This is a genomic window from Hymenobacter rubripertinctus (genome assembly GCF_003583925.1).
GTDB lineage: Bacteria > Bacteroidota > Bacteroidia > Cytophagales > Hymenobacteraceae > Hymenobacter > Hymenobacter rubripertinctus.
The window spans coordinates 76,289-95,235 of the sequence record NZ_QYCN01000012.1 but is presented as its reverse complement, the minus strand read 5'-3'; the positions used below and the strand labels follow the sequence as shown (position 1 = coordinate 95,235).

General features: G+C 64.3%; 19 protein-coding genes. 8 read left to right on the top strand and 11 right to left on the bottom strand.

Annotated features, from left to right (window positions below; genetic code table 11):
• Window positions 1-13: 13 nt before the first annotated feature.
• Entirely contained in the window at window positions 14-1,438 is a 1,425-nt protein-coding gene (locus tag D0T11_RS09660) for an ATP-dependent DNA helicase (protein WP_119655583.1), read from the top strand.
• A 144-nt stretch (window positions 1,439-1,582) separates the two neighbouring features.
• The gene (locus tag D0T11_RS09655) at window positions 1,583-2,119 is read left to right on the top strand and encodes a DUF1573 domain-containing protein (RefSeq protein WP_119655582.1); all 537 of its coding nucleotides are present in this window, start codon (window positions 1,583-1,585) and stop codon (window positions 2,117-2,119) included.
• 80 nt (window positions 2,120-2,199) lie between these two features.
• Here D0T11_RS09655 and D0T11_RS09650 read toward each other — a convergent pair whose 3' ends face one another.
• The 5 genes from D0T11_RS09650 to D0T11_RS09630 form a co-directional block, all read right to left on the bottom strand.
• Entirely contained in the window at window positions 2,200-2,577 is a 378-nt protein-coding gene (locus tag D0T11_RS09650; RefSeq protein ID WP_119655581.1) for a DUF423 domain-containing protein, read from the bottom strand.
• 188 nt (window positions 2,578-2,765) lie between these two features.
• Complete coding sequence (locus D0T11_RS09645) at window positions 2,766-3,428, bottom strand: YggS family pyridoxal phosphate-dependent enzyme (protein WP_119655580.1); 663 nt, start codon at window positions 3,426-3,428, stop codon at window positions 2,766-2,768.
• A 164-nt stretch (window positions 3,429-3,592) separates the two neighbouring features.
• Complete coding sequence (locus D0T11_RS09640) at window positions 3,593-4,630, bottom strand: vWA domain-containing protein (RefSeq protein ID WP_245990708.1); 1,038 nt, start codon at window positions 4,628-4,630, stop codon at window positions 3,593-3,595.
• A gap of 118 nt (window positions 4,631-4,748) precedes the next feature.
• The gene (locus D0T11_RS09635; protein WP_147374592.1) at window positions 4,749-5,699 is read right to left on the bottom strand and encodes a hypothetical protein; all 951 of its coding nucleotides are present in this window, start codon (window positions 5,697-5,699) and stop codon (window positions 4,749-4,751) included.
• Window positions 5,692-6,591, bottom strand: a complete 900-nt coding sequence (locus D0T11_RS09630) for a DUF58 domain-containing protein (RefSeq protein ID WP_119655578.1) — start codon at window positions 6,589-6,591, stop codon at window positions 5,692-5,694. The genes D0T11_RS09635 and D0T11_RS09630 overlap by 8 nt, the downstream gene beginning before the upstream one ends.
• A 37-nt stretch (window positions 6,592-6,628) precedes the next feature.
• Between D0T11_RS09630 and D0T11_RS09625 the strand changes: the two genes are divergently transcribed.
• The gene (locus D0T11_RS09625) at window positions 6,629-7,015 is read left to right on the top strand and encodes a DUF4296 domain-containing protein (RefSeq protein ID WP_147374591.1); all 387 of its coding nucleotides are present in this window, start codon (window positions 6,629-6,631) and stop codon (window positions 7,013-7,015) included.
• Between the two features lie 107 nt (window positions 7,016-7,122).
• Here D0T11_RS09625 and D0T11_RS09620 read toward each other — a convergent pair whose 3' ends face one another.
• The 6 genes from D0T11_RS09620 to egtB form a co-directional block, all read right to left on the bottom strand.
• Window positions 7,123-7,455, bottom strand: a complete 333-nt coding sequence (locus D0T11_RS09620) for a tRNA-binding protein (RefSeq protein ID WP_119655576.1) — start codon at window positions 7,453-7,455, stop codon at window positions 7,123-7,125.
• Between the two features lie 120 nt (window positions 7,456-7,575).
• On the bottom strand, window positions 7,576-8,130 hold the full coding sequence (locus tag D0T11_RS09615) for a DUF922 domain-containing protein (protein WP_119655575.1): 555 nt from the start codon (window positions 8,128-8,130) through the stop codon (window positions 7,576-7,578).
• A 62-nt stretch (window positions 8,131-8,192) separates the two neighbouring features.
• Window positions 8,193-9,572, bottom strand: a complete 1,380-nt coding sequence (locus D0T11_RS09610) for an MATE family efflux transporter (protein ID WP_119655574.1) — start codon at window positions 9,570-9,572, stop codon at window positions 8,193-8,195.
• A 97-nt stretch (window positions 9,573-9,669) separates the two neighbouring features.
• Complete coding sequence (locus D0T11_RS09605; protein WP_119655573.1) at window positions 9,670-10,776, bottom strand: pyridoxal phosphate-dependent aminotransferase; 1,107 nt, start codon at window positions 10,774-10,776, stop codon at window positions 9,670-9,672.
• Between the two features lie 272 nt (window positions 10,777-11,048).
• On the bottom strand, window positions 11,049-12,065 hold the full coding sequence (gene egtD / locus D0T11_RS09600; protein WP_119655572.1) for an L-histidine N(alpha)-methyltransferase: 1,017 nt from the start codon (window positions 12,063-12,065) through the stop codon (window positions 11,049-11,051).
• A 137-nt stretch (window positions 12,066-12,202) separates the two neighbouring features.
• A complete protein-coding gene (egtB, locus tag D0T11_RS09595) occupies window positions 12,203-13,531 on the bottom strand; it encodes an ergothioneine biosynthesis protein EgtB (protein ID WP_119655571.1) in 1,329 nt (442 codons plus the stop codon).
• A gap of 274 nt (window positions 13,532-13,805) precedes the next feature.
• Here egtB and D0T11_RS09590 point away from each other — a divergent pair, with 274 nt between their 5' ends.
• The 5 genes from D0T11_RS09590 (at window position 13,806) to D0T11_RS09570 (ending at window position 18,837) form a co-directional block, all read left to right on the top strand.
• Window positions 13,806-14,036 carry a con-10 family general stress protein gene (locus D0T11_RS09590; protein ID WP_119655570.1) on the top strand — a complete coding sequence of 77 codons (231 nt, stop codon included), beginning with the start codon at window positions 13,806-13,808 and terminating at the stop codon, window positions 14,034-14,036.
• Between the two features lie 139 nt (window positions 14,037-14,175).
• Window positions 14,176-15,246: an o-succinylbenzoate synthase gene (locus tag D0T11_RS09585; protein WP_119655569.1), complete on the top strand. Its 1,071-nt coding sequence runs from the start codon at window positions 14,176-14,178 to the stop codon at window positions 15,244-15,246.
• A 69-nt stretch (window positions 15,247-15,315) separates the two neighbouring features.
• Window positions 15,316-16,596: an aspartyl protease family protein gene (locus D0T11_RS09580; protein ID WP_119655568.1), complete on the top strand. Its 1,281-nt coding sequence runs from the start codon at window positions 15,316-15,318 to the stop codon at window positions 16,594-16,596.
• A gap of 77 nt (window positions 16,597-16,673) precedes the next feature.
• Window positions 16,674-17,858 carry a lysophospholipid acyltransferase family protein gene (locus D0T11_RS09575; RefSeq protein WP_119655567.1) on the top strand — a complete coding sequence of 395 codons (1,185 nt, stop codon included), beginning with the start codon at window positions 16,674-16,676 and terminating at the stop codon, window positions 17,856-17,858.
• Between the two features lie 43 nt (window positions 17,859-17,901).
• The gene (locus D0T11_RS09570; RefSeq protein ID WP_182888322.1) at window positions 17,902-18,837 is read left to right on the top strand and encodes an alpha/beta hydrolase; all 936 of its coding nucleotides are present in this window, start codon (window positions 17,902-17,904) and stop codon (window positions 18,835-18,837) included.
• Window positions 18,838-18,947: the final 110 nt, after the last annotated feature.

The window sequence follows — 18,947 nt, the reverse complement described above, 5'->3', positions numbered from 1 at the left end:
ACCTTTGCCCCGTATGCTAACCGTCAGAACTCCTTCCATCCGCGACTACTTTCCCTTCGAGCCCACCGAGGACCAGGCCACGCTGTTCCGGCAGCTCGATGGGTTTCTGGGCGATGCGCTGCCGGGGCGCAAGGCATTTGTGCTGCGCGGCTACGCGGGCACCGGCAAAACCACCGTGGTGAGTGCGCTCGTGCAGTTTCTGCACCAGATGGGCCGCAAATACGTGCTGATGGCCCCCACCGGCCGCGCCGCCAAAGTAATGAGCACCTACTCGGGCGTGGCGGCCAGCACCATCCACAAGAAAATTTACCGCCAGACCAGCGGTTCGCCTTCCCAGGGCCTCACGTTTCAGCGCCAGCCCAACCGCGCCCAGGACACACTGTTCATTGTGGATGAGGCCTCCATGATTTCCGATGAGAAGGCCTTCGGGGTGAACGGGCTGCTCGATGACGTGATGAACTTCGTGTTCGAGAAGCCCAGCAACCGCCTGCTCTTCATTGGCGATACCGCTCAGCTGCCGCCGGTGGGCCAGCTGCTCAGCCCCGCCCTCGACCCCGACTTGCTGCGCGACCGGTTCCGGGCCGAGGTGGGCTCGGTGGAGCTGCGCCAGGTGATGCGCCAGGCCGAGGAGTCGGGCATTCTGATGAACGCCACGGTGCTGCGGGAGGAGCTGCGCGAGGATAATCCGCGCATTCAGTTCTTCACCAAAGGCTACCCCGACATCTTCTCGATGGGCACCGATAAGCTCGAAGACGGCCTGCGCTGGGCCTATAAGAACTTCGGCCACGAGAACAGCACCATCATCTGCCGCTCCAACAAGAACGCCAACCAGTACAACCAGTATATCCGGCGCATTTTGTTCGAGGCCGAGGACGAGATTGAGTCGGGCGACTACCTGATGGTGGTGCGCAACAACTACTACTGGCTGCCCAAGGACTCCGACATCGGTTTCCTGGCCAACGGCGACTTCGTGCAGGTGGTCAAAATCATCCGGACTACCGAGGAGTTCGGCTTCCGCTTCGCCGATGCCCGCGTGCGCCTCGTGGACTATCCCGACGAGCCCGACCTGGAAGTAAAGCTGCTGCTCGACACCCTGCACACGGAAAGCCCGGCCCTGCCCGCCGACCGCAACAAGGCCCTCTACGAGGCGGTGGGCCAGGATTACGACCACCTCACCACCAAGAAAGACCGGAGCGCGGCCCTGCGCAAAGACCCGTTCCTGAACGCCTTGCAGGTGAAATTCGCCTACGCCCTTACCTGCCACAAAGCCCAGGGCGGCCAGTGGCAGGCCGTGTTCGTGGATCATGGCTACCTGAAGGATGAGATGGTGAACTCCGAATTCGCCCGCTGGCTCTACACGGCCATCACGCGCTCCTCCGAGAAGCTGTTTCTGCTCAACTTCAACCAAAAGCTCATCGGCGACGAGCCCGAGGAGTAGGGCCGGGCTGAACCAGAACGGCCCGGGCGGGTGTTGCTAGTTGTGCCAGCTACCGCAGCCGGCCGCCAACCTGGCCCGAAACTTGGCTGCGGGAACAGCCCCGGATTTTTGCTTACTTTTCACCGTCTTTTATATGTCCGCATCATGAAAAAAGTCCTTTTTCTGGCCCTCTCGCTGTCGGTGATGGGCCTGAGTGTTCAGGCTCAGTCGGTACAGCCCGCCAATGCCCAGGCCAAAGTGGCCGGCCCGCAGATTCAGTTCGAGGAAATGAAGTTCGACTTCGGCGCCATTCACACCGGCGACATCGTGGACCATACCTTCAAGTTCAAGAATGTGGGCACCCAGCCGCTGGTCATCTCCAACATCGGCGTCAGCTGCGGCTGCACCACCCCCGACTGGACCCGGGAGCCCATCATGCCCGGCAAAAGCGGCACCATTACCGCCAAATTCAACTCGGCCGGTAAAATGGGAATCCAGAACAAAGTGCTCACCATCGAGTCGAACTCGGCCAGCGGCAACGCCATGGTATCGTTGGTGGGTGATGTGAAGGAAGTCGGTGCCACCTTGCAGGCCGCCGCTCCCGCCAACGCCGCCGAAGCCGCCGTGAACAGCGACGCGCCCGACGGCAAGCAGAAAGTCAAAATGGACGACCGGAAAATCAAGGTCAAGAAGAAGTCGTAAGGCGGCAACTATTGCTACTAAAAAAAGCGCCTTCCCAAACCGGGAGGCGCTTTTTTTGTGGCTGAAGCGCAGAATTTGCCCTACAGCTGGCGGGCGGCCAGCGCCAGCACAATCCAGCCGGCAATGAAGAGCACGCCCCCGATGGGCGTAACGGCCCCGAGTTTGGTGATGCCCGTCAGACAGAGCACGTAGAGCGAGCCGCTGAACACGAGAATGCCGCCCAGCCACAGCCAGGCCACGGTGCTCAGGCTCCGCAGCTCGGGCCGCGCCAGCAGCAGCAGCCCAATGCCCAGCAGCGCCAGCGTATGAAAAAACTGGTAGCGCACGGCCGTTTCAAACGTCTCGAAGCGCCCGGCGGCTTCCAGACTCTTGCGCAGCCCGTGGGCTGCGAAGGCCCCAATGCCCACGCTTAGAGCGCCGAGCATAGCGGCCAGTTGAATAATGATGCGAGCAGTCATGGCAGGTGGTTTTTGGTGTTTGGTTTTTTGGTGGGTGGCTAAAGCCTTCCTGTCGCTTTGTTCAACGCGCTACCTCCCCCCCGGCCCCCTCTCCGAAAAGGAGAGGGGGAGCCAGACGAGCTAGACTAGCACTCGGATAGAGGGGATTCAGCTGCGTGGACGGCAGGTTCCGTACGATGCGGGTCCGGTTACCGGCTCCCAAAAATAGCACTGCCCACCCGAATCAGGGTGCTGCCTTCGCGCAGGGCCAGCGGGTAGTCGGAGCTCATGCCCATCGATACTTCCCGGAACGTGTCTTCATCGGCGAAATAGAGGCTTTTAAGCTTGTCGAAGTAGCCGCGCAGCTGGCGAAACTCGCGGCGCAGTTGGTCCTCGTCGGTTGTGTTGGTGGCCACGGCCATCACGCCGGTCAGGCGCACGTGGCGCAGGGCGCGGTACTCAGCGGAGCCCAGAATTTCTTCGGCTTCGGATAGGCTGAGGCCGGTTTTGGTATCCTCGTCGGCAATCTGGAATTGGAGCAGGCCCTCGATAATCCGGTCGGACTTGGCGGCCTGCTTTTCGATTTCGAGCAGCAGTTTCAGGCTGTCGATGCTCTGGATGGTGTGCACGAAGGGGGCAATGTACTTGACCTTGTTGGTTTGCAGGTGGCCGATGAGGTGCCACTCCACGTCGGCGGGCAGCTCGGGCTGCTTGGCGGCCATTTCCTGGGCCCGGTTCTCGCCGAAAAGGCGGGCTCCGGCCTCGTAGGCCTCGCGCAGTACTTCTACGGGGTGGGTTTTGGTCACGGTTACCAGCCGGGCATTGGTGCCGGTCAGGGTTTGCTCGATGCGGTGCAGGTTGTCCTTAATCACAGATTTTCACAGATTTTTTGCTGCTGCTGCCGATTTTTGAATGCAGCGTCAGCAACGGATGAAACGGTACCCTGTTTTGGTTAGCTCAACAACCGCCCAAGTTCCCCCGGGTTCTGCTCCAAGGGCCAAATTCAGCACCGGAACAGCGTGAACGAATCAGCGGTTTAGTCCTCCAGCGCGTTGGTGAGGAAGGTGTTTTTGAGGGCCAGCCAGACCAGCCACAGGCCCAGGCACCAGAACAGGTAGAGGCGGTAGTAGTCCTGGGTGTTGCGGTAGCGGGTTTGCTTGATTTCGGACTTCTCGTAGCGGTTGATCTGCTGGAAAATCTGGCGCAGGCCGGCGTTGTCGGTGGCCCGGAAGAAGCGGCCCTCGCCGGCCTGGGCAATCTGGCGCATAGTGGTTTCGTCGAGGCGGGTTTCCACGAAGCGGGTCTGGCCGGACGCCTCGGTGAAAAAGGGCACGGTGCCGTCCTGGCCCAGCCCGATGGTGTAGAGCTTGAGGCCGTAGGCGTGGGCCAGCTGGGCCGAGGTAAGCGGGTCGAGGGAGCCGGCCGTGTTTTCGCCATCGGAGAGCAGGATGCACACTTTGGTGTGCGAGGGCGAGTCGCGAAGGCGGTTGGTGGCCACGCCCAGGGCCGTGCCGATGGCCGTGCCGTCGTTAGGAATCATACCCAGACGCAGGCTTTCGATGTTTTCGCGCAGCAGCTCGTAGTCGGTGGTGAGCGGGGCCAGAGAGTAGGCGTCGCCGGCAAATACCACCAGTCCCACCCGGTCGCCGCGGCGGCCGTGGAGGAACTCCAGGGCCACGCGCTTGGCCGCCTCCAGGCGGTTGGGCCGCAGATCCTGCAATTCCATGGAACCCGACACATCCAGGACCAGCAGAATGTCGATGCCCTCGCCGGTCTGCACCACGCGCTCATCCACGCGCTGGGGCCGGGCCAGGGCCACCACCCCGAAGCACAAACTCAGCACCAGCACCATATCGGGCAAGAAGCGCAGCCCCGTGCTCCAGTCGCGCGGCACTCGGCCCGCCACGAAGGCCACGCCCAGCTTCGAGCGCCGCCGCCGCGCCAGCGCCCAGCGCAGCACGAACAGCAGCGGCAGCAGCGGCAGCAGCAGCAACAGGCGCGGCTGCTCCCAGCTGTAGCTGGCCAGCGTGGCATACCGCACACTATCCAAGGCCGCAGTCAGCAAATCGGGCATGAGGTGGTTGAATGGTTGAATAGATGGACTGTCATTCCGACGAAGGAGGAATCTGGCTCAGAGCGTTGTGATACTGTTCAATGACTTAGCCAGATTCCTCCTTCGTCGGAATGACAATTTACGCGTTTACCTCCGCGTACTGGCGTTCGGCAAAGTTGCGCAGCAGCACGAAGGCGAGGTCGGTTTCGGTGTCGTCTTCGGTGAACAGGTTGCCGTAGATGACGCGGTCGGCTAGTTGCAGGGCCAGGCGCACATCGGCATCGTGCTGGTAGCGAGCCACGATTTCGCGGGTGGTCAGGCTGGTGATGTTGGTGTGTTCGAGGGTGGAGAGGTAGTTTTTCCAGAGCGTGATGGCGCGCTCCATGTTGGTGAGCGAGCGGGACAGGGTGAAACGCTCCACATGGCGGGCGTACTGGGCCAGGAAGTACACGTGGTTCTTACGCAGGCGGTAGCGGCGGTAGCGCTGGCGCAGCCGGCTCCGGAAGGCCAGCACCAGCCCGCCGGCCAGCAGCAGTCCGCCCGCCAGCCCCGCCAGCCAGTAGGGGTAGTTGAACCGGGCCGGCACGGGCCGCAACGCCAGGCTCTGGCGCAGCACCGGCGGGCCGGATATGGGCGTGGCCGGCGCCGTGCGCACCAGCCGGATACTGGCCGGGGCCGTGGGCACGAGCAGCGTATCGCGGCCCCGCAGCACCGTGACGGGTAGCGTCAGGGTCAGGACCGAATCGAGACGGAAGGTGCGCAGGCGGTAGGTGGCCTGGTCGAGGCTGCGGCCCTGGCGGGTGCGGGTGGGGGTGTAGCGGCGGCCCACGTATTCGAAGGGCGCGAAGTCGGCGGCCGAGTCGGGGAAGATGACCTCCTGGCGGGGGGCGTGCCGGGAGCTCAGCTCGTACTCCACGATTTCGCCCACCCGCACCGTAGGCTGCCGGAACCGGCCCCGGGGCACCGAATCGAGCGGCAAGCCATTCTGGGCCTGGGCCGAACCCGCGCCGGCCACTAGCAGCAGCAGCAGGGCCACCAGCCATCCGCCGCGCGCGCCGCCGGGCATCGTTGGCAAAAGGGGCTTACCCACGGCTGCCGCGCTGGTTACGCCGCCGGAACAGGTTCACCAGCTGGGGGATGAAGTCGGTGTCGGTGGCAATGGAGAGGTATTCGGTGCGGTGGCGGCGGCAGATCTGGCCGATTTGCTCCCGGTTCTGCTCGTAGGTGGCGCGGTAGCTGGCCCGGAACGATGCCGACGACGTGTTCACCCACACCGTGCGCCCCGACTCCTGGTCGTGGAGCGGAATGATGCCCAGGGGCGGAAACTCCCGCTCGCGCTGGTCGAGGAGCTGCATCACCACCAAATCGTGCTTGCGGGCCAGCATGGTCAGCTCCCGCTCGTACTCGGCATCAATAAAATCGGAAATCAGCAGCACGATGGTGCGGCGCTTGAGCAGCCCCAGGGCCTGCTTGATGCCGGCCGCCACGGCCGTTTGGCGGCTGTGGGGCTCCAGGGCAAACAGCCGCTTGATGAGCGAGTAGGCGTGGTTGGTGCCCTTGCCGGGGGCCAGGTAAAGCTCCTTCTGATCGGAGAAAGCCAGGAGGCCGAGCTGGGCGTCCTGGCGGGCGGCGGCCAGGGCCAGCACCCCGCAGATTTCGCGGGCTACGTCGAGCTTGCGCCGGCCGGCCGCGCCCACTTGCTGAGACGCACTCACGTCGAGCAGTAACAGCACCTGCTGCTCGCGCTCCTCTTTGTAGGTTTTTACAAACGTGCCGTGGCCCTTGCTGGACACGGCCCAGTCGATGGCCCGCACTTCGTCGCCGTACTGGTAGAGGCGCACGTCGTCGAACTCCAGTCCGGTACCTTTGAACACGGAGTGGAAATTGCCCTGCAACTGCGCGTCGACGGCCTTCAGAATGCGGATTTCCATCTGCCGGAGCCGGCGCACAAGTTGCTGAAAAGGAGAATCGGCGGCTTTCATTCCGACTAAACTACGGCATCCGCCTAACTTTGCCCCCGTGAAACGACATTCCATTTTCCTGCTCACGGTCCTAAGCGCCCTCGCTCTGGGAGTTAGCGCCTGCCAGAAGTCTGAAGAAGTGCCCGCCCCGCCCCAGCTCATCGATTCGGAGAAGATGGTGCGCCTGCTGGTGGAGCTGCACACGCTGGAGGCCCGCACCGATGGCTCGGGCCTGCCCCTGGACTCCACCCGGGCCTTGTTCCGGCAGGAGCAGAAGAAAATCTACTGGCAGTTCGAGGTCACGGACTCGACCTTCATGCAGAGCTACCGCTACTACGCCACCCACAACCAGGACCTGGACGGCATCTATTCAACGGTCGTCGACAGCCTGGCCCAGCGCGAAGCCCGCCGCAAACCCGCCGACGCCCCGCCGGAGCATCGGTAAGGAAACTGTCATTCCGACGCAGGAGGAATCTGGGGCAAATCTTCGAACGGTGCTGTTCAACGACCTGACCCAGATTCCTCCTGCGTCGGAATGACAGTTCTACTCCTTCACGCCAGGCGGCTGCCGTTGGGCAGGGGGGCGGCGAGGGTGGCCAGCACAATGTGGCCGTTGACATCCGGCGCGCCGGTAACCAGCACTTCGGAGAGGAAAGGCCCGATTTGTTTGGGCGGGAAGTTGACCACGCACAGCACCTGGCGGCCAGGCAAATCGGTGGGCTGGTAGTGGTGGGTGAGCTGGGCGCTGGACTTTTTCAGGCCGATTTCGGGTCCCAGATCAATGAGCAACTGATAGGCCGGCCGCCGCGCCGCTGGAAATTCGCGGGCCTCCACAATCGTGCCCACCCGGATGTCAATCCGCTCGAAATCAGCCCAGGTTATCATGCGTTTAGAAGGTAATAAGTTGAGCAGTCAGAAAGTGAACAGGCCGTAAATAGTACCCTGTCTTCTGCCTGAACCGCATAGCGTAGACTTGCTGACTTTTAAAGTCATTGCCTTCTAAACTCACTTCGCGTAAGCGGCCAGGGCCTGGAGGCGCTGCTGGGTTTTCTGGTCCCACTCCTGCTGTTTGGGGGCGTTGAGGCCGTGGTTGGTTTCCTGGTCGTACTTGGCTTCGTCGCGCTGCCAGGTCAGGAAGGCCACTTTCGTGAGGTTGTTGAAGGCCGGTTGCAGGTGCAGGCAGTCGAACTTGATGAGCGTGAGCTTCTGGCGCAGCAGGCGGGCGTGTACTTCCGTCAGGTCGAAGTGGACTTGCTCGTGGCGCAACAGAGCCGGGGTGGCGCGGGCCGCGTTGCGCACCCACGACTCGGAAGGTGTGAATACGGCGCGCACCTGCCCCGAAAACGCGTAGTCGATGCAGCCGATGGTGGCATCAATAGTCGAAGACGTGAGGGCCTCCAGGCGGTCGGTATTGGGGCGGGCCTTGAAGTCGTCCCAGGTCAGAAGCCGGTCGGCGTGCCACTCCAGCTTCGGGGCCGGCGGCGTTACCTGGGCCACGGACGGGTTGGTAACGGGAAAGAACAGACTCAGGAGCCAGATGGGAGCAAACGGAAGCGACATATGGGGCTGAACGGAAGCGAAATAAAGAAGCCGCCGCACTTGTTGCGGCGTTGCTCGCTGGGTTAACGCAGGGCCAGGGCGGGTTCGTTCACGGTGGCGACGGCGGAGGCCAGCACCGGCCAGCGGTAGAAGCGCAGCAGCAGCACCCCGGCCACCAGCGAAAGGCCGGTAAGCAGCCCCAGCCACACGCCCAATGCGCCCCAGTGCAGCCAGAAGCCCAGCACGTAGCCCAGGGGCAGGGCCACGGCCCAGTAGGCCAGCAGGGCCACCACTGAGGGTACCTTCACGTCTTCCAGCCCCCGCAACGCACCCAGGCCCACCACCTGCAAGCCGTCGGAAATCTGAAATGCGGCGGCCACCAGCAGCAGGCTGGCCGCCTGGGCCACCACTACCGGGTCGTGGTTGTAGTAGTGCGGAATAGCGTGGCGGGCCAGCACCAGCACCAGCCCCATCAGGCCCATAAAGCCGAGGGTAAGCAGGTAAGCCATCAGGCCGGCCTGGCGGGCACCGGCGGCATCGTGGGCTCCGAAAAACTTGCCCACCCGGATGGTAGCCGCCGCCCCGATGCCGCTGGCCGCCATGTAGGTTACGGAGGCCACGTTGATGGCAATCTGGTGGGCGGCCAGCTGGGTGGCCCCCAGCCAGCCAATCATGATGGCCGAGAAGCTGAAGGCACCCATTTCGAAGGTCATCTGCACCCCGATGGGCGCGCCCAGGTTCAGCAGGCGGCGCAACCCGGCCGCATCGGGGCGCGGGTTGAGGGCGGCGGCTTCGCGGTAGGGGCGCAGGCGGGCGGCCCGCAGCACGTAGGCGGCCATGAGCACGGCCATCAGCACGCGGGCTATAAGCGTGGCCCAGGCCGCGCCCATCATGCCCAGCTCCGGCAGCCCCAACTTCCCGAACACGAAGCCGTAGCAGAGCACCGCGTTCAGCAGGTTGGCCTGCACCGAAAGCAACATGGCCTGGCGGGTGAGGCCCAGCCCCTCGGCAAACTGCTTGAAGCCCTGGAAAATCATCAGCGGGAAAAACGACAGGAACATCACCTTCACCCAGGGCGCGGCCAGCGCCACCACGGCCGGGGCCTGCCGCAGGTGGGGCAAAGCCAGCGGCACCAGCAGACCGAGGGCCGCCAGCACCAGCCCGGCCACCGCGCTCAGCCACACGCCGTTTACCAGAAGGCGGCCCAGGCCGGCCACGTCGCGGCGGCCGTCGGCCCCGGCTACCAAAGGCGTAATGCCCATCGTGAGGCCCAGGCCGAGCACCATCACCACCGTACTCACGCTCACGCTCAGCGACACGGCCGCCAGCGGCACCTTGCCCGTCTGGCCCACCACCATGCTGTCCACCACGTTCACCAGCACGTGCCCGAGCTGACTCAGCATTACGGGGTAAGCCAAGGCCAGCGTGGGCCGGAGGTGGGAACGAAACGGGGTAGCAGACATACGGCGGCAACGAAATGAGCCGTAAAGGTACGAGTTGGTGGGCGGTGAAATGAGGGAATTGTTGGGCGACAGTTCCCCCATCTACCCAATCCCCCATCTATCCATTCGCCCCACCCAGCACCCCACCCAGACGGCGGAGGGCTTCGGTGAGGTCGGCTTCGGAAACGGCGTAGGAAATACGGGCGAAACCGGGGGTGCCGCAGCCGGTACCGTCCACCACATCCACGCCGGCTTGGCGGAGGCGGTTTAGCAGGCCGGCAGCGGCTTCGGCGGGCGGCAGGTCGGGGCGGAGGTAGGCGCGCAGGTCGGGGTAGGCGTAGTAGGTGGCCGTGGGCAGAGCGGGCGGAATGGCGGCCTGGGCGGCCAGAAAATCGAGCAGCCGTGCCCGGTTGGGCCGGAGCTGGGCCAGCAGTTCGGCGGCTATTGCGGGGGCCTGCCGGGTAACGGCCAGCGCCGCCGTCTGGGTGGGGGCCGGCACGGCGCAGCCGGTGGCATGCTGCCACTCGGCGCAGGCGCGGGCCACGGCAGCCGGGGCTACCAGGTAGCCCGCCCCCCACCCAATCAGGGCCAGCGACTTGCTGAACCCGTTCACGACCAAATGCCGGCCGTGCGGGTCCGGGAAGTCGAGCAGCGACGGGGTGGGTTCCGCCTCGAAGTTGATGAGGTTATAAATCTCATCGCTGAGCACGAACAGGTCCGGGAAGTCCCGGGTCACGGTGAGCCACCCGGCCAGCTCGGGGCGGCGGTAGAGGCGGCCGCTGGGGTTGTTGGGGTTCGAAAACAGCAGCACCCGCGTGCGGTCCGACAGGGCGGCGCGGAGCTGGTCGGGGCGCAGGGCGTAGTCATCGGCCGGGTCCAGGGGCAGGGTGCGCAGGGTGCCGCCGGCCTGTTCCACCAGCGCGGCAAACCCGAACCAGTTGGGCGTGGGCAGCAGCACTTCATCGCCGGGGCGGAGCACGGTTTTCAGCAGGGCAAACAGGGCCGCCTTCGCACCGGGCGTAATCACCACGTTATCGGCGCTCAACGGCCCCGCGCCGGCGGGCCGGGCCGGGGCCACCAGGGCCGTGCGCAGGGCCTCGGAACCGGCGGCGGGCAGCACTTCGAGCAAACCACTGCCCAGCAAATCGGTGGCGGCCCGGGTGGCGGCGGCCGGCACCACGAAATTGCCATATCCGGAGGCCAGGGAAATCGGTGTTTTGTGCATCAGAAGCTTGTTTGATTAAGCGAAAGGAGGACTTTTTTCCCTTGTGCCGCAAGTACGGGCATCGGTTTCTTCCAAGGAGTACACCAGGAAAAAGGGTTTCGCCAATGGGGCGGGAGCCCGCCGCATCCGGCAACGGCTGCGGGCTGCTGGCCGACTTTTGCACGTCCCGCAAAGGACTTAAACAATTTGGGGGTAAACAATTTGAAATTGTTTACCCCCAAATTGTTTAAGTCCTCCGTCAGGGGAAATCTTACGAGGCGTTTGGTTAATTCTCAAGCACGGCGCAACAGCACATCGGCAAAGAAATCCTGCTCGTCGGTGAAGAAATCCGCGACCCGCAAGCCGGCTTCTTCGGCCAGTTCACCAATGATAGCCTCGGTGAATTTGTAGGAGTTTTCGGTATGAATCATCTCCCAGGCTCGGAATTCCACGGTCCATTCCAGCTTGGCGAACCGTACCGTCTGGGCGCGGGTGCTCACCAGGAACGAGCGCACGGCTCCATCCAGCGGGTCGTAATCGGTGTAGTGCTGCCAGTGGCCGAGGTCGAAATCGGCCCCCAACTCGCGGTTGAGGCGGCGGAGCAGGTTGAAGTTGAAGGCGGCCGTTACGCCCTGGCTGTCGTCGTAGGCGGCCCGAATCCGGCGCGGGTCTTTCTGGAGGTCGAAGCCAATGAGCAGGCGGTCATCGGAAGTGAGGGGCTGGGCCAGGTTGAGCAGGAAGCGGTGGCGGTCGGGCGGCAGGAAGTTGCCGATGTTGGAGCCCAGAAACAGCACCGCCTTGCGGCCCGGCCGGCCGGCCATCAGGCGCAGCGCGTCGGCGTAATCGGCCACCACGGGCTCCACGCGCAGCTCGGGCAGCTCGGCCCGGAGGCTGGTGGCCAGCCCCTCAAGGGCCGCCGCCGAAATATCGACGGGCACGTAGGTGAAGCTGGCCCCGGTTTCGAGCAGCTCGCGCAGCAGAATCTTGGTTTTGAGCCCGTCGCCGGCCCCGAGTTCGAGCAGAAAAAACGACTCGGCCGGGTCTTGGGGGCGTAGCGCCCGGCTGATGGCCGCCCGGTGATGGGTTAGCAGACCGAACTCGGTGCGGGTAGGATAATACTCCGGCAGGGCCATAATCTGCTGGAACAGCCGGCTGCCTTCGTCGTCGTAGAAATACATCGACGACAGCGTTTTGAACGGCCGGCTCAAGCCCTCGCGCACGTGCTGGCGCAGAAACGTGTTCGGGTCCGGCAGTTCAGGAGCAGCAGTAACGGGCAAAGCGGGAGCAGGCGAGGTAGATGGTGCAGGCATGAGAGAGGCAAGAGGAGAGAGAGGCTACAACTACGGCAGCGCCAGGAGGTTTTTTTAAGCTGATAGCTGATAGCTGATAGCTGATAGCTGATAGCATTGGCCAATAGCTTTCTGGCTACCAGCTACCAGCCAAAGAATCAGCGAGCCAGGCGGATGCCGGTAAACTGCCAGCGCTTATCGGCGTGGAAGAAGTTGCGGTAAGTGAGGCGGATGTGGCTTTCGGGGGTGACGCAGGAGCCCCCGCGCAGCACCAGCTGGTTGAGCATGAACTTGCCGTTGTACTCGCCCAGGGCTCCGGCGGCGCGCTGGTAGCCAGGGTAGGGGTGGTAGGCCGAGTACGTCCACTCCCAGGCATCGCCGAGCAGTTGGTGGCACTGGTCGGGGGCGGCATCGGGCGCCAGGGGCTGGGGGTCGAAAAGGCAGCTTTCCAGGAACGTGCCGGCCGCTTTATCGGGGTTGAAGCGGCGGGCCGCTATTTCCCATTCCTGTTCGGTGGGCAGGCGGCAACCCCGCCACTGGGCGTACGCATCGGCCTCGTAGAAGCTCACATGCGTGACCGGCGCGGCCGGGTTCACGGGTTGCAGGCCCTGGTGGGTGAAGCGGTGCCAGCCTCCGTCGCGCAGCACCCAGTACAAAGGCGCTTCCCAGCCCTGCTGCTGGACCAAATCCCAGCCTTCGCCCAGCCAGAACCGGAAGTCGCGGTAGCCGCCGGCCTCCATAAACTCCAGGTATTCGGCGTTGGTCACGAGGCGGTTTTGCAGCTCGAAATCGGCCACGTAGGTATCGTGGGGGGCCTGCTCGTTGTCGAAGCAAAAGCCCTCCTCCTCAAACCCGATGCGGTAGACCCCGCCCGGCACCGGCAGCCAGGTGGCCGGCGGCGGCAAGTGGGAAGGAGCAGGTAACGTAGCGCCGGCCGCGCCGTTTGCCGGCAATTTTTCACTCAGATACGCCGGCGCCAAAGGGCTGGTGCTGAGGATGTACTTGATGTCGGTGGCCAGCAGCTCCTGGTGCTGCTGCTCGTGCTGGAGGCCCAGCTCCACCAGCTCCCGGAAGGCGGGCGGCAAAGCATCCGCCCGCTCCAGCAGCTGGTGCATCTGGGCATCGATGGCGGTGCGGTAGGCGTACACGTCGCCCAGGGGCGGGCGCGAAAGAGTGCCTCGGTCGGCCCGGTTCACGCGCGAGCCCAGGGAGTTATAATAGGAGTTAAACAGGAAGGCGTAGTCGGGGTGGAACACCTGGTAGCCAGGCTGGTATTCGCGCAGCAGAAACGTTTCCCAAAACCAGGTGGTGTGGGCCAGGTGCCACTTGGGAGGGCTCACATCGAGCATGGGCTGCATCACCGTGTCTTCGGGCAGCAGCGGCTCGCATAGGGCCACCGACTGCCGGCGCACGGCTTCGAACCGGGACCGGAGTGAGGAAACAAGCGGGGCCGCCGGGGCCAGCACGGGAGCAGAAGAAACAGGCATAAGAGGCAATGAGTAAGAAACCGAAGGTATAGGTGTAACGGCAAACCGGCCCGGTAGTTTGCGGGCCAGCCGAGCAACAACGCAGATCAGGGTTTGCCGAAGCAACTCCGTATTTATACGCAATAGCTCCTCCGTAGAAAGCGGTATTTTGGGGCATTACCCCTGAATTACCCCCCTCGCAGATAACTGCGGGCGGCTTTTTCGGCGTAGGATAACCACGCTCCGCACCAATGCCGGGCCCTTGCTTTCCTCCACCCTCCCAAAGGCTAACCATATGAAATCTGCCACCTCCACTACCGGTACCGACCAGCCGGTTACCAAGCGGCCGCGCGGTTTTGCCGCCATGGACCCCGCCACCCAACGACGCATTGCCAGCGAAGGCGGCCGCGCCTCGCACCTGAGCGGCCGGGGCCACCGCTTTACTTCGGAAGAAGCCCGGGAGGCCGGCCGCAAAGGGGGACAGGCCAGCCGGAGCACCGGTTTGCCGACCAGCGTAGCCACCTGATCGGCAGCTCCGGCCACAACGGGCCGGGTACTGCGGTGCCGGCACTGGGCCGCCCATCAACCGGTCTGCCGGGGGATGGGCGGCATTCCGGTTTCATCCCCGGGCGTATATTGCCGCCTTCCGCCCTTCCGCCTTCCGTATGCTCCAACTGCGCCACAGCCGCCGAATCCTCCGGTTCAATTTCCCCGCCCGTACTTCCCGCGGCGCCCTCACCGAGCATACGGCCCACTACCTGCACCTCTACGACGAAGCTGCGCCCGGGCAGGCCGGCTGGGGCGAGGCGGCCCCGCTGGCGGGCCTGAGCCCCGACCACCGGCCCGACTTTGAAGCCACCCTGGACGGTTTCGTGCGGGAGTTCAACCGCCGTCAGCTGCGGGAATTGCTGCCCGAAGAAGCCGCCGCTTTCGTCGGTCCGGAGTGGCCGGCCCTGCGCTTCGCCCTCGAAACGGCCGCCCTCGACTTGCAGCGGGGCAGCCACCACCAGCTCTACGACAACGCCTTCAGCCGGGGGGAAGCCGGCCTGCCCATCAACGGGCTGGTCTGGATGGGCGAGGCCGCCTTCATGCGGGAGCAAATCGAACACAAGCTGGCGGCCGGCTACAACTGCCTTAAGCTGAAAATCGGGGGCCTCGATTTTGCCGCTGAACTCCGCATCCTGGCCGACATCCGGGCGCTGGCCGGCCCCGGGCAGCTCACCTTGCGGGTGGATGCCAACGGGGCCTTCAGTCCGGCCGAGGCCCTGGGCAAGCTGGAGCAGCTGGCCCGCTACGATTTGCACTCCATCGAGCAGCCCATTGCGGCCGGGCAGTGGCCTGAGCTGGCCCGGGTGTGCCGCCACTCGCCGGTGCCCGTTGCCCTCGACGAGGAGCTGATCGGCCTCACCGACCCCGCCCGCCAGCGGGAGCTGCTGGAGCGCACGCACCCGGCCTACCTCATCCTCAAACCCACGCTGCTGGGCGGCCTGCGCGCCAGCCACGACTGGCTGACCCAGGCCGAAAGCCAGGGCATCGGCTGGTGGCTGACCTCGGCCCTGGAGTCCAACGTGGGCCTGAGCGCTATCAGTCAGCTGGCGGGCACCTACGCGCAGCCGGGCCTTCCGCAGGGCCTGGGCACCGGTCAGCTCTACCACAACAACCTGGCGGCTCCGCTCAGCATCCGCAACGGCCGCCTCTACCACGAGCCCGCCGGCCTCTGGGAGGAGCCGGGCTAAACAGCCGCGCCCGCAATGCCCCCCCAATAGGATTTTTCAGTATCTTCCCTGAGACGATTTTCTCAGGCTATGTGGGTGCGAATCCGGATTTTACTGCTGTTAGCCAAAGGCGGCCGGTGGACCATGCTTGGCGCTTTGCTGCTGGTAGCCGGCCTGGGCGAGAGCCAGGCCCAGCCGGCCGTATACCGGTTTCAGCGGCCGGCGGCTAAGCGGGCGCGGCTGCCGTTTCTGCTCCAGCGCAACCTCATCGTTATCGGGGCCACGCTCAATGGCAAGGGGCCGTACAATTTTCTGCTCGATACCGGAATCAGCAGCTCGCTTATCACGGATCCGTACCTGGGCCAGGAGCTGAATCTGCGTACTCAGGGGCGGTTTCTGGTGGCCGGGGCGGGGGAGGAGCGCCCCCTCGAAGCCTACCAGGTCAACGACGTATCCGTGGTGCTGGCCAACGGCGTGCAGGCCCCGCAGGCGTCGTTTTTGCTGCTCTCCGATGACGTGCTCAACCTTTCGGGCTACGTGGGAATGCCCATTCACGGCCTGCTGGGCTCGGATGTGTTCCGGAGCTTCGTGGTGGAAATCGAACCCGAGCAGCAGCAGCTGACTTTCCACGACCCGGCCCGCTACAAGGTGCCGCGCGGCCGGCGCTGGGCGCGGCTCGGCCTCGATATGGAGGGGCGCAAAGCTTACCTGACGGTGCCGGTGCAGCTCAGCGCCGCGCTTTCCATGCCCGCAAAGCTCGTACTCGATACCGGCGCGGGCCACGCCCTGTCGCTGGAAACCACCTCTGACCCCCGGCTAACCCTGCCCGCCGCTCACCTGCGCACCCAGCTGGGCCGGGGGCTCAACGGCAATATCAACGGCTACCTGGGGCGGGTAGCGGCCCTGCAACTGGGCCGCTACCGGATTCCGTCCCTGCTCACCTCGTTCCCCGACTCCACCGATGTGGCCCTGCGGGCCGACACGCCCCGCAATGGCAACCTGGGCTTCGAGCTGCTCAAGCGCTTCACCATCATCATCGACTACCGCCGCAACCAGCTCTTGCTCCGGCCCAATAGCACCTTCCGCGACCCGTTCGAGCATGATATGTGCGGGTTCGACGTGCTGGCCTTCGGGCCGCAATACCGCCAGTACCGCCTGTTGCGGGTGGAAGAGGGCAGCCCGGCCGACCAGGCCGGCCTCAAACCGGGCGACGAAATTACGTCCATCAACCTGCTGCCGGTCGAGTTTTTCAACATGAGTCAGCTGAGCCGGATGCTGCATTCCCAGGATGGCCGCCAACTGCTGTTCGTGGTGCGCCGGCCCGATGGGGAGCTGTACACGGCCACCGTGCGCCTGAAGCGTCAGATATGAGCCCGTCTGCCCCGCGTGGCCGGAAACGGGCAAAATCAGTACATTAGGAGCCCGTCCGTACTCCCTCCTGCCACCCCATGGCCCCGACTCCCGCTGCCTTGCCCCCGCCGCCGCCCGCCATTCGGGCCAACCAGCACATTTACACCGACTATTTCGACGAGCAGTTCGTTGAAACGCTCGACCAGAACATCATGCAGCTGCTCGACCGGGTGTGGTTCCGCTCCGAGCTGGTGGGCTTCGAGGATTACCCCCAGCGCAACCGCCCCGACCGGCCCCTGCTGTTTGCCTCCAACCACTCGGGCATGGCCTTCCCCTGGGATGCCATGGTGGCCCTGGCCCACCTGTGGCGCCACCTGCCCGATCTGCGCGACCTGCCCCGGCCACTGTCGGCGCCCATGCTCTCGCAGTCGATTTTGATGAACCCGTTCCTGGTAAAAGACTTTTGGAAGCGGGCCGGCTGCGTGGATGCCACGACGCTCAATTTCGAGACGATGATGTATTACAACGACCATAACCTGATGCTGTACCCCGAGGGGGTGCCGGGCATCGGCAAAGGGTTCAACAACAAGTACCGCCTCCAGCGCCTGGCCACCAGCATCGTGCGCCTGGGTATCGAGCACCGCACCGACATCATCCCGTTCTACACCATCAACGGCGAGTACCTCAACCCCCACACCTATAGCTGGGAATGGGTGAACCGGCTGAGCAAGAAAATCGGTATTCCATTTATTCCGGTGGGGCCGGTGCTGCTGCTGGTGCTGCTGCAACCCTGGTTTTTCTACATGGCGTTCCCGGCCAAGCTCACCTTTGTACTGGGCAGCCGCGTGAAGCCCTACGAGCTGACCGACAAAGCCCCCGCCGAGCTCACCCGCGACGATTACCGGGCCATTTCGGAGCAGCTGCGCGCCCGCATGCAAACCGAGCTGGACGCCGCCGTGACCAAATACGGGCAGCAGCCCTACCGCTGGGGCGAGCTGTGGCAGCGCATCAAAACCAACTGGCGCTACTTCCCTTTTTTTCTGCCCTGGGCCTGGCCCGCCATGTACCAGGAGTTTGAGCGCCAGTACATCCGCGCCGGCCGCCGCCACTTCGACCTCGATCTGCGCACGCCCGGCGCCTACTGGCGCATGCTCTGGCGCAACCCCTTTACCATCAGCTTCTTCATTCCGTTGCTCGGCTGGATTCCCATCGCCATCCGCGGCTACCGCAACCACCGGATTAACAAGCAGCAAGCGCCGCCGCCGCCCCAGCAGCATTCTTAATTCCTAATTAATAAAGAGAATGGCCTCGCCCCAACACGCAGTATTGAAACAGTTTTTGGTGGCGGCGACGGGGCCGCTGGCCGAGCGACGGCCCCAACTGCCGGCTATGCGCCTGTTTGCCGAGCTGCTGGCCTTCGGGCAGTTTATGCCCTGGGATGTGTTTGTGGAAGATGCCGACGTGGAGGGCATTCCGGCCGAGTGGGTGCGGCTGGCCGATGCGGCCGCGGGCCGGGTGCTGCTTTACCTGCACGGGGGCGGCTACGTGCTCGGCTCACTCAACACCCACCGGGCACTGGTGGGCCGCCTGGCCCAGAAGTGCGGCGTCACGGCGCTGGCCATCAACTACCGCAAAGCCCCCGAGTATCCGTTTCCGGCCGCCCTCGAAGACGCCTTAACGGCCTACTACTGGCTGCTGAACCAGGGCTACGCACCCGCCGATATTATCGTGGCCGGCGACTCGGCCGGGGGCGGGCTGGCCCTGGCGGTACTGCTGGCCCTGCGCGACGCCGACGAGCCGCTGCCCGCCGCCGCCGTAGGCCTCTCGCCCTGGACCGACCTGAAACTGCCCGCCGGTACGCTGCGCAGCGTGTGCCACCACGAGGGTATGCTGCTGGAGGCGCTGGAAATCCGGAGCTGGGGGCCGCTCTACGCCGCCGATACCCCCCTGAGCCATCCGCTGCTCTCGCCGGCCCGCGCCGCGCTGCACGGGCTGCCGCCGCTGCTGCTGCAGATTTCCGACGCCGAGGTGCTGAGCGACGATGTGCGCCGCTTCGCCGACAAGGCCCGCACGGCGGGTACGCCCGTTACGCTGCAGATTTTTGCTGGGCTGGTACATTGGTGGCACCTGTTCTGGCGCTTTGTGCCCGAAGCCGACCAAGCCCTCGGCCAGGTAGCCGACTTCACCCGGCAGATATGGACCCAGGCCGAACTCGCTCCTACTGCTGCCATGGCCCCGGTCCTACCCCTGCCAGCCCGGTAAGCAGTCTGAAAATGAGCCTCATCAGGCAAGAAAAATCAGATTGCCGCCTAACTATATAGCAGGTATTTCGTAGGTTTGTGAAAAATAGTAGGCTTGCATACTATTTTTGG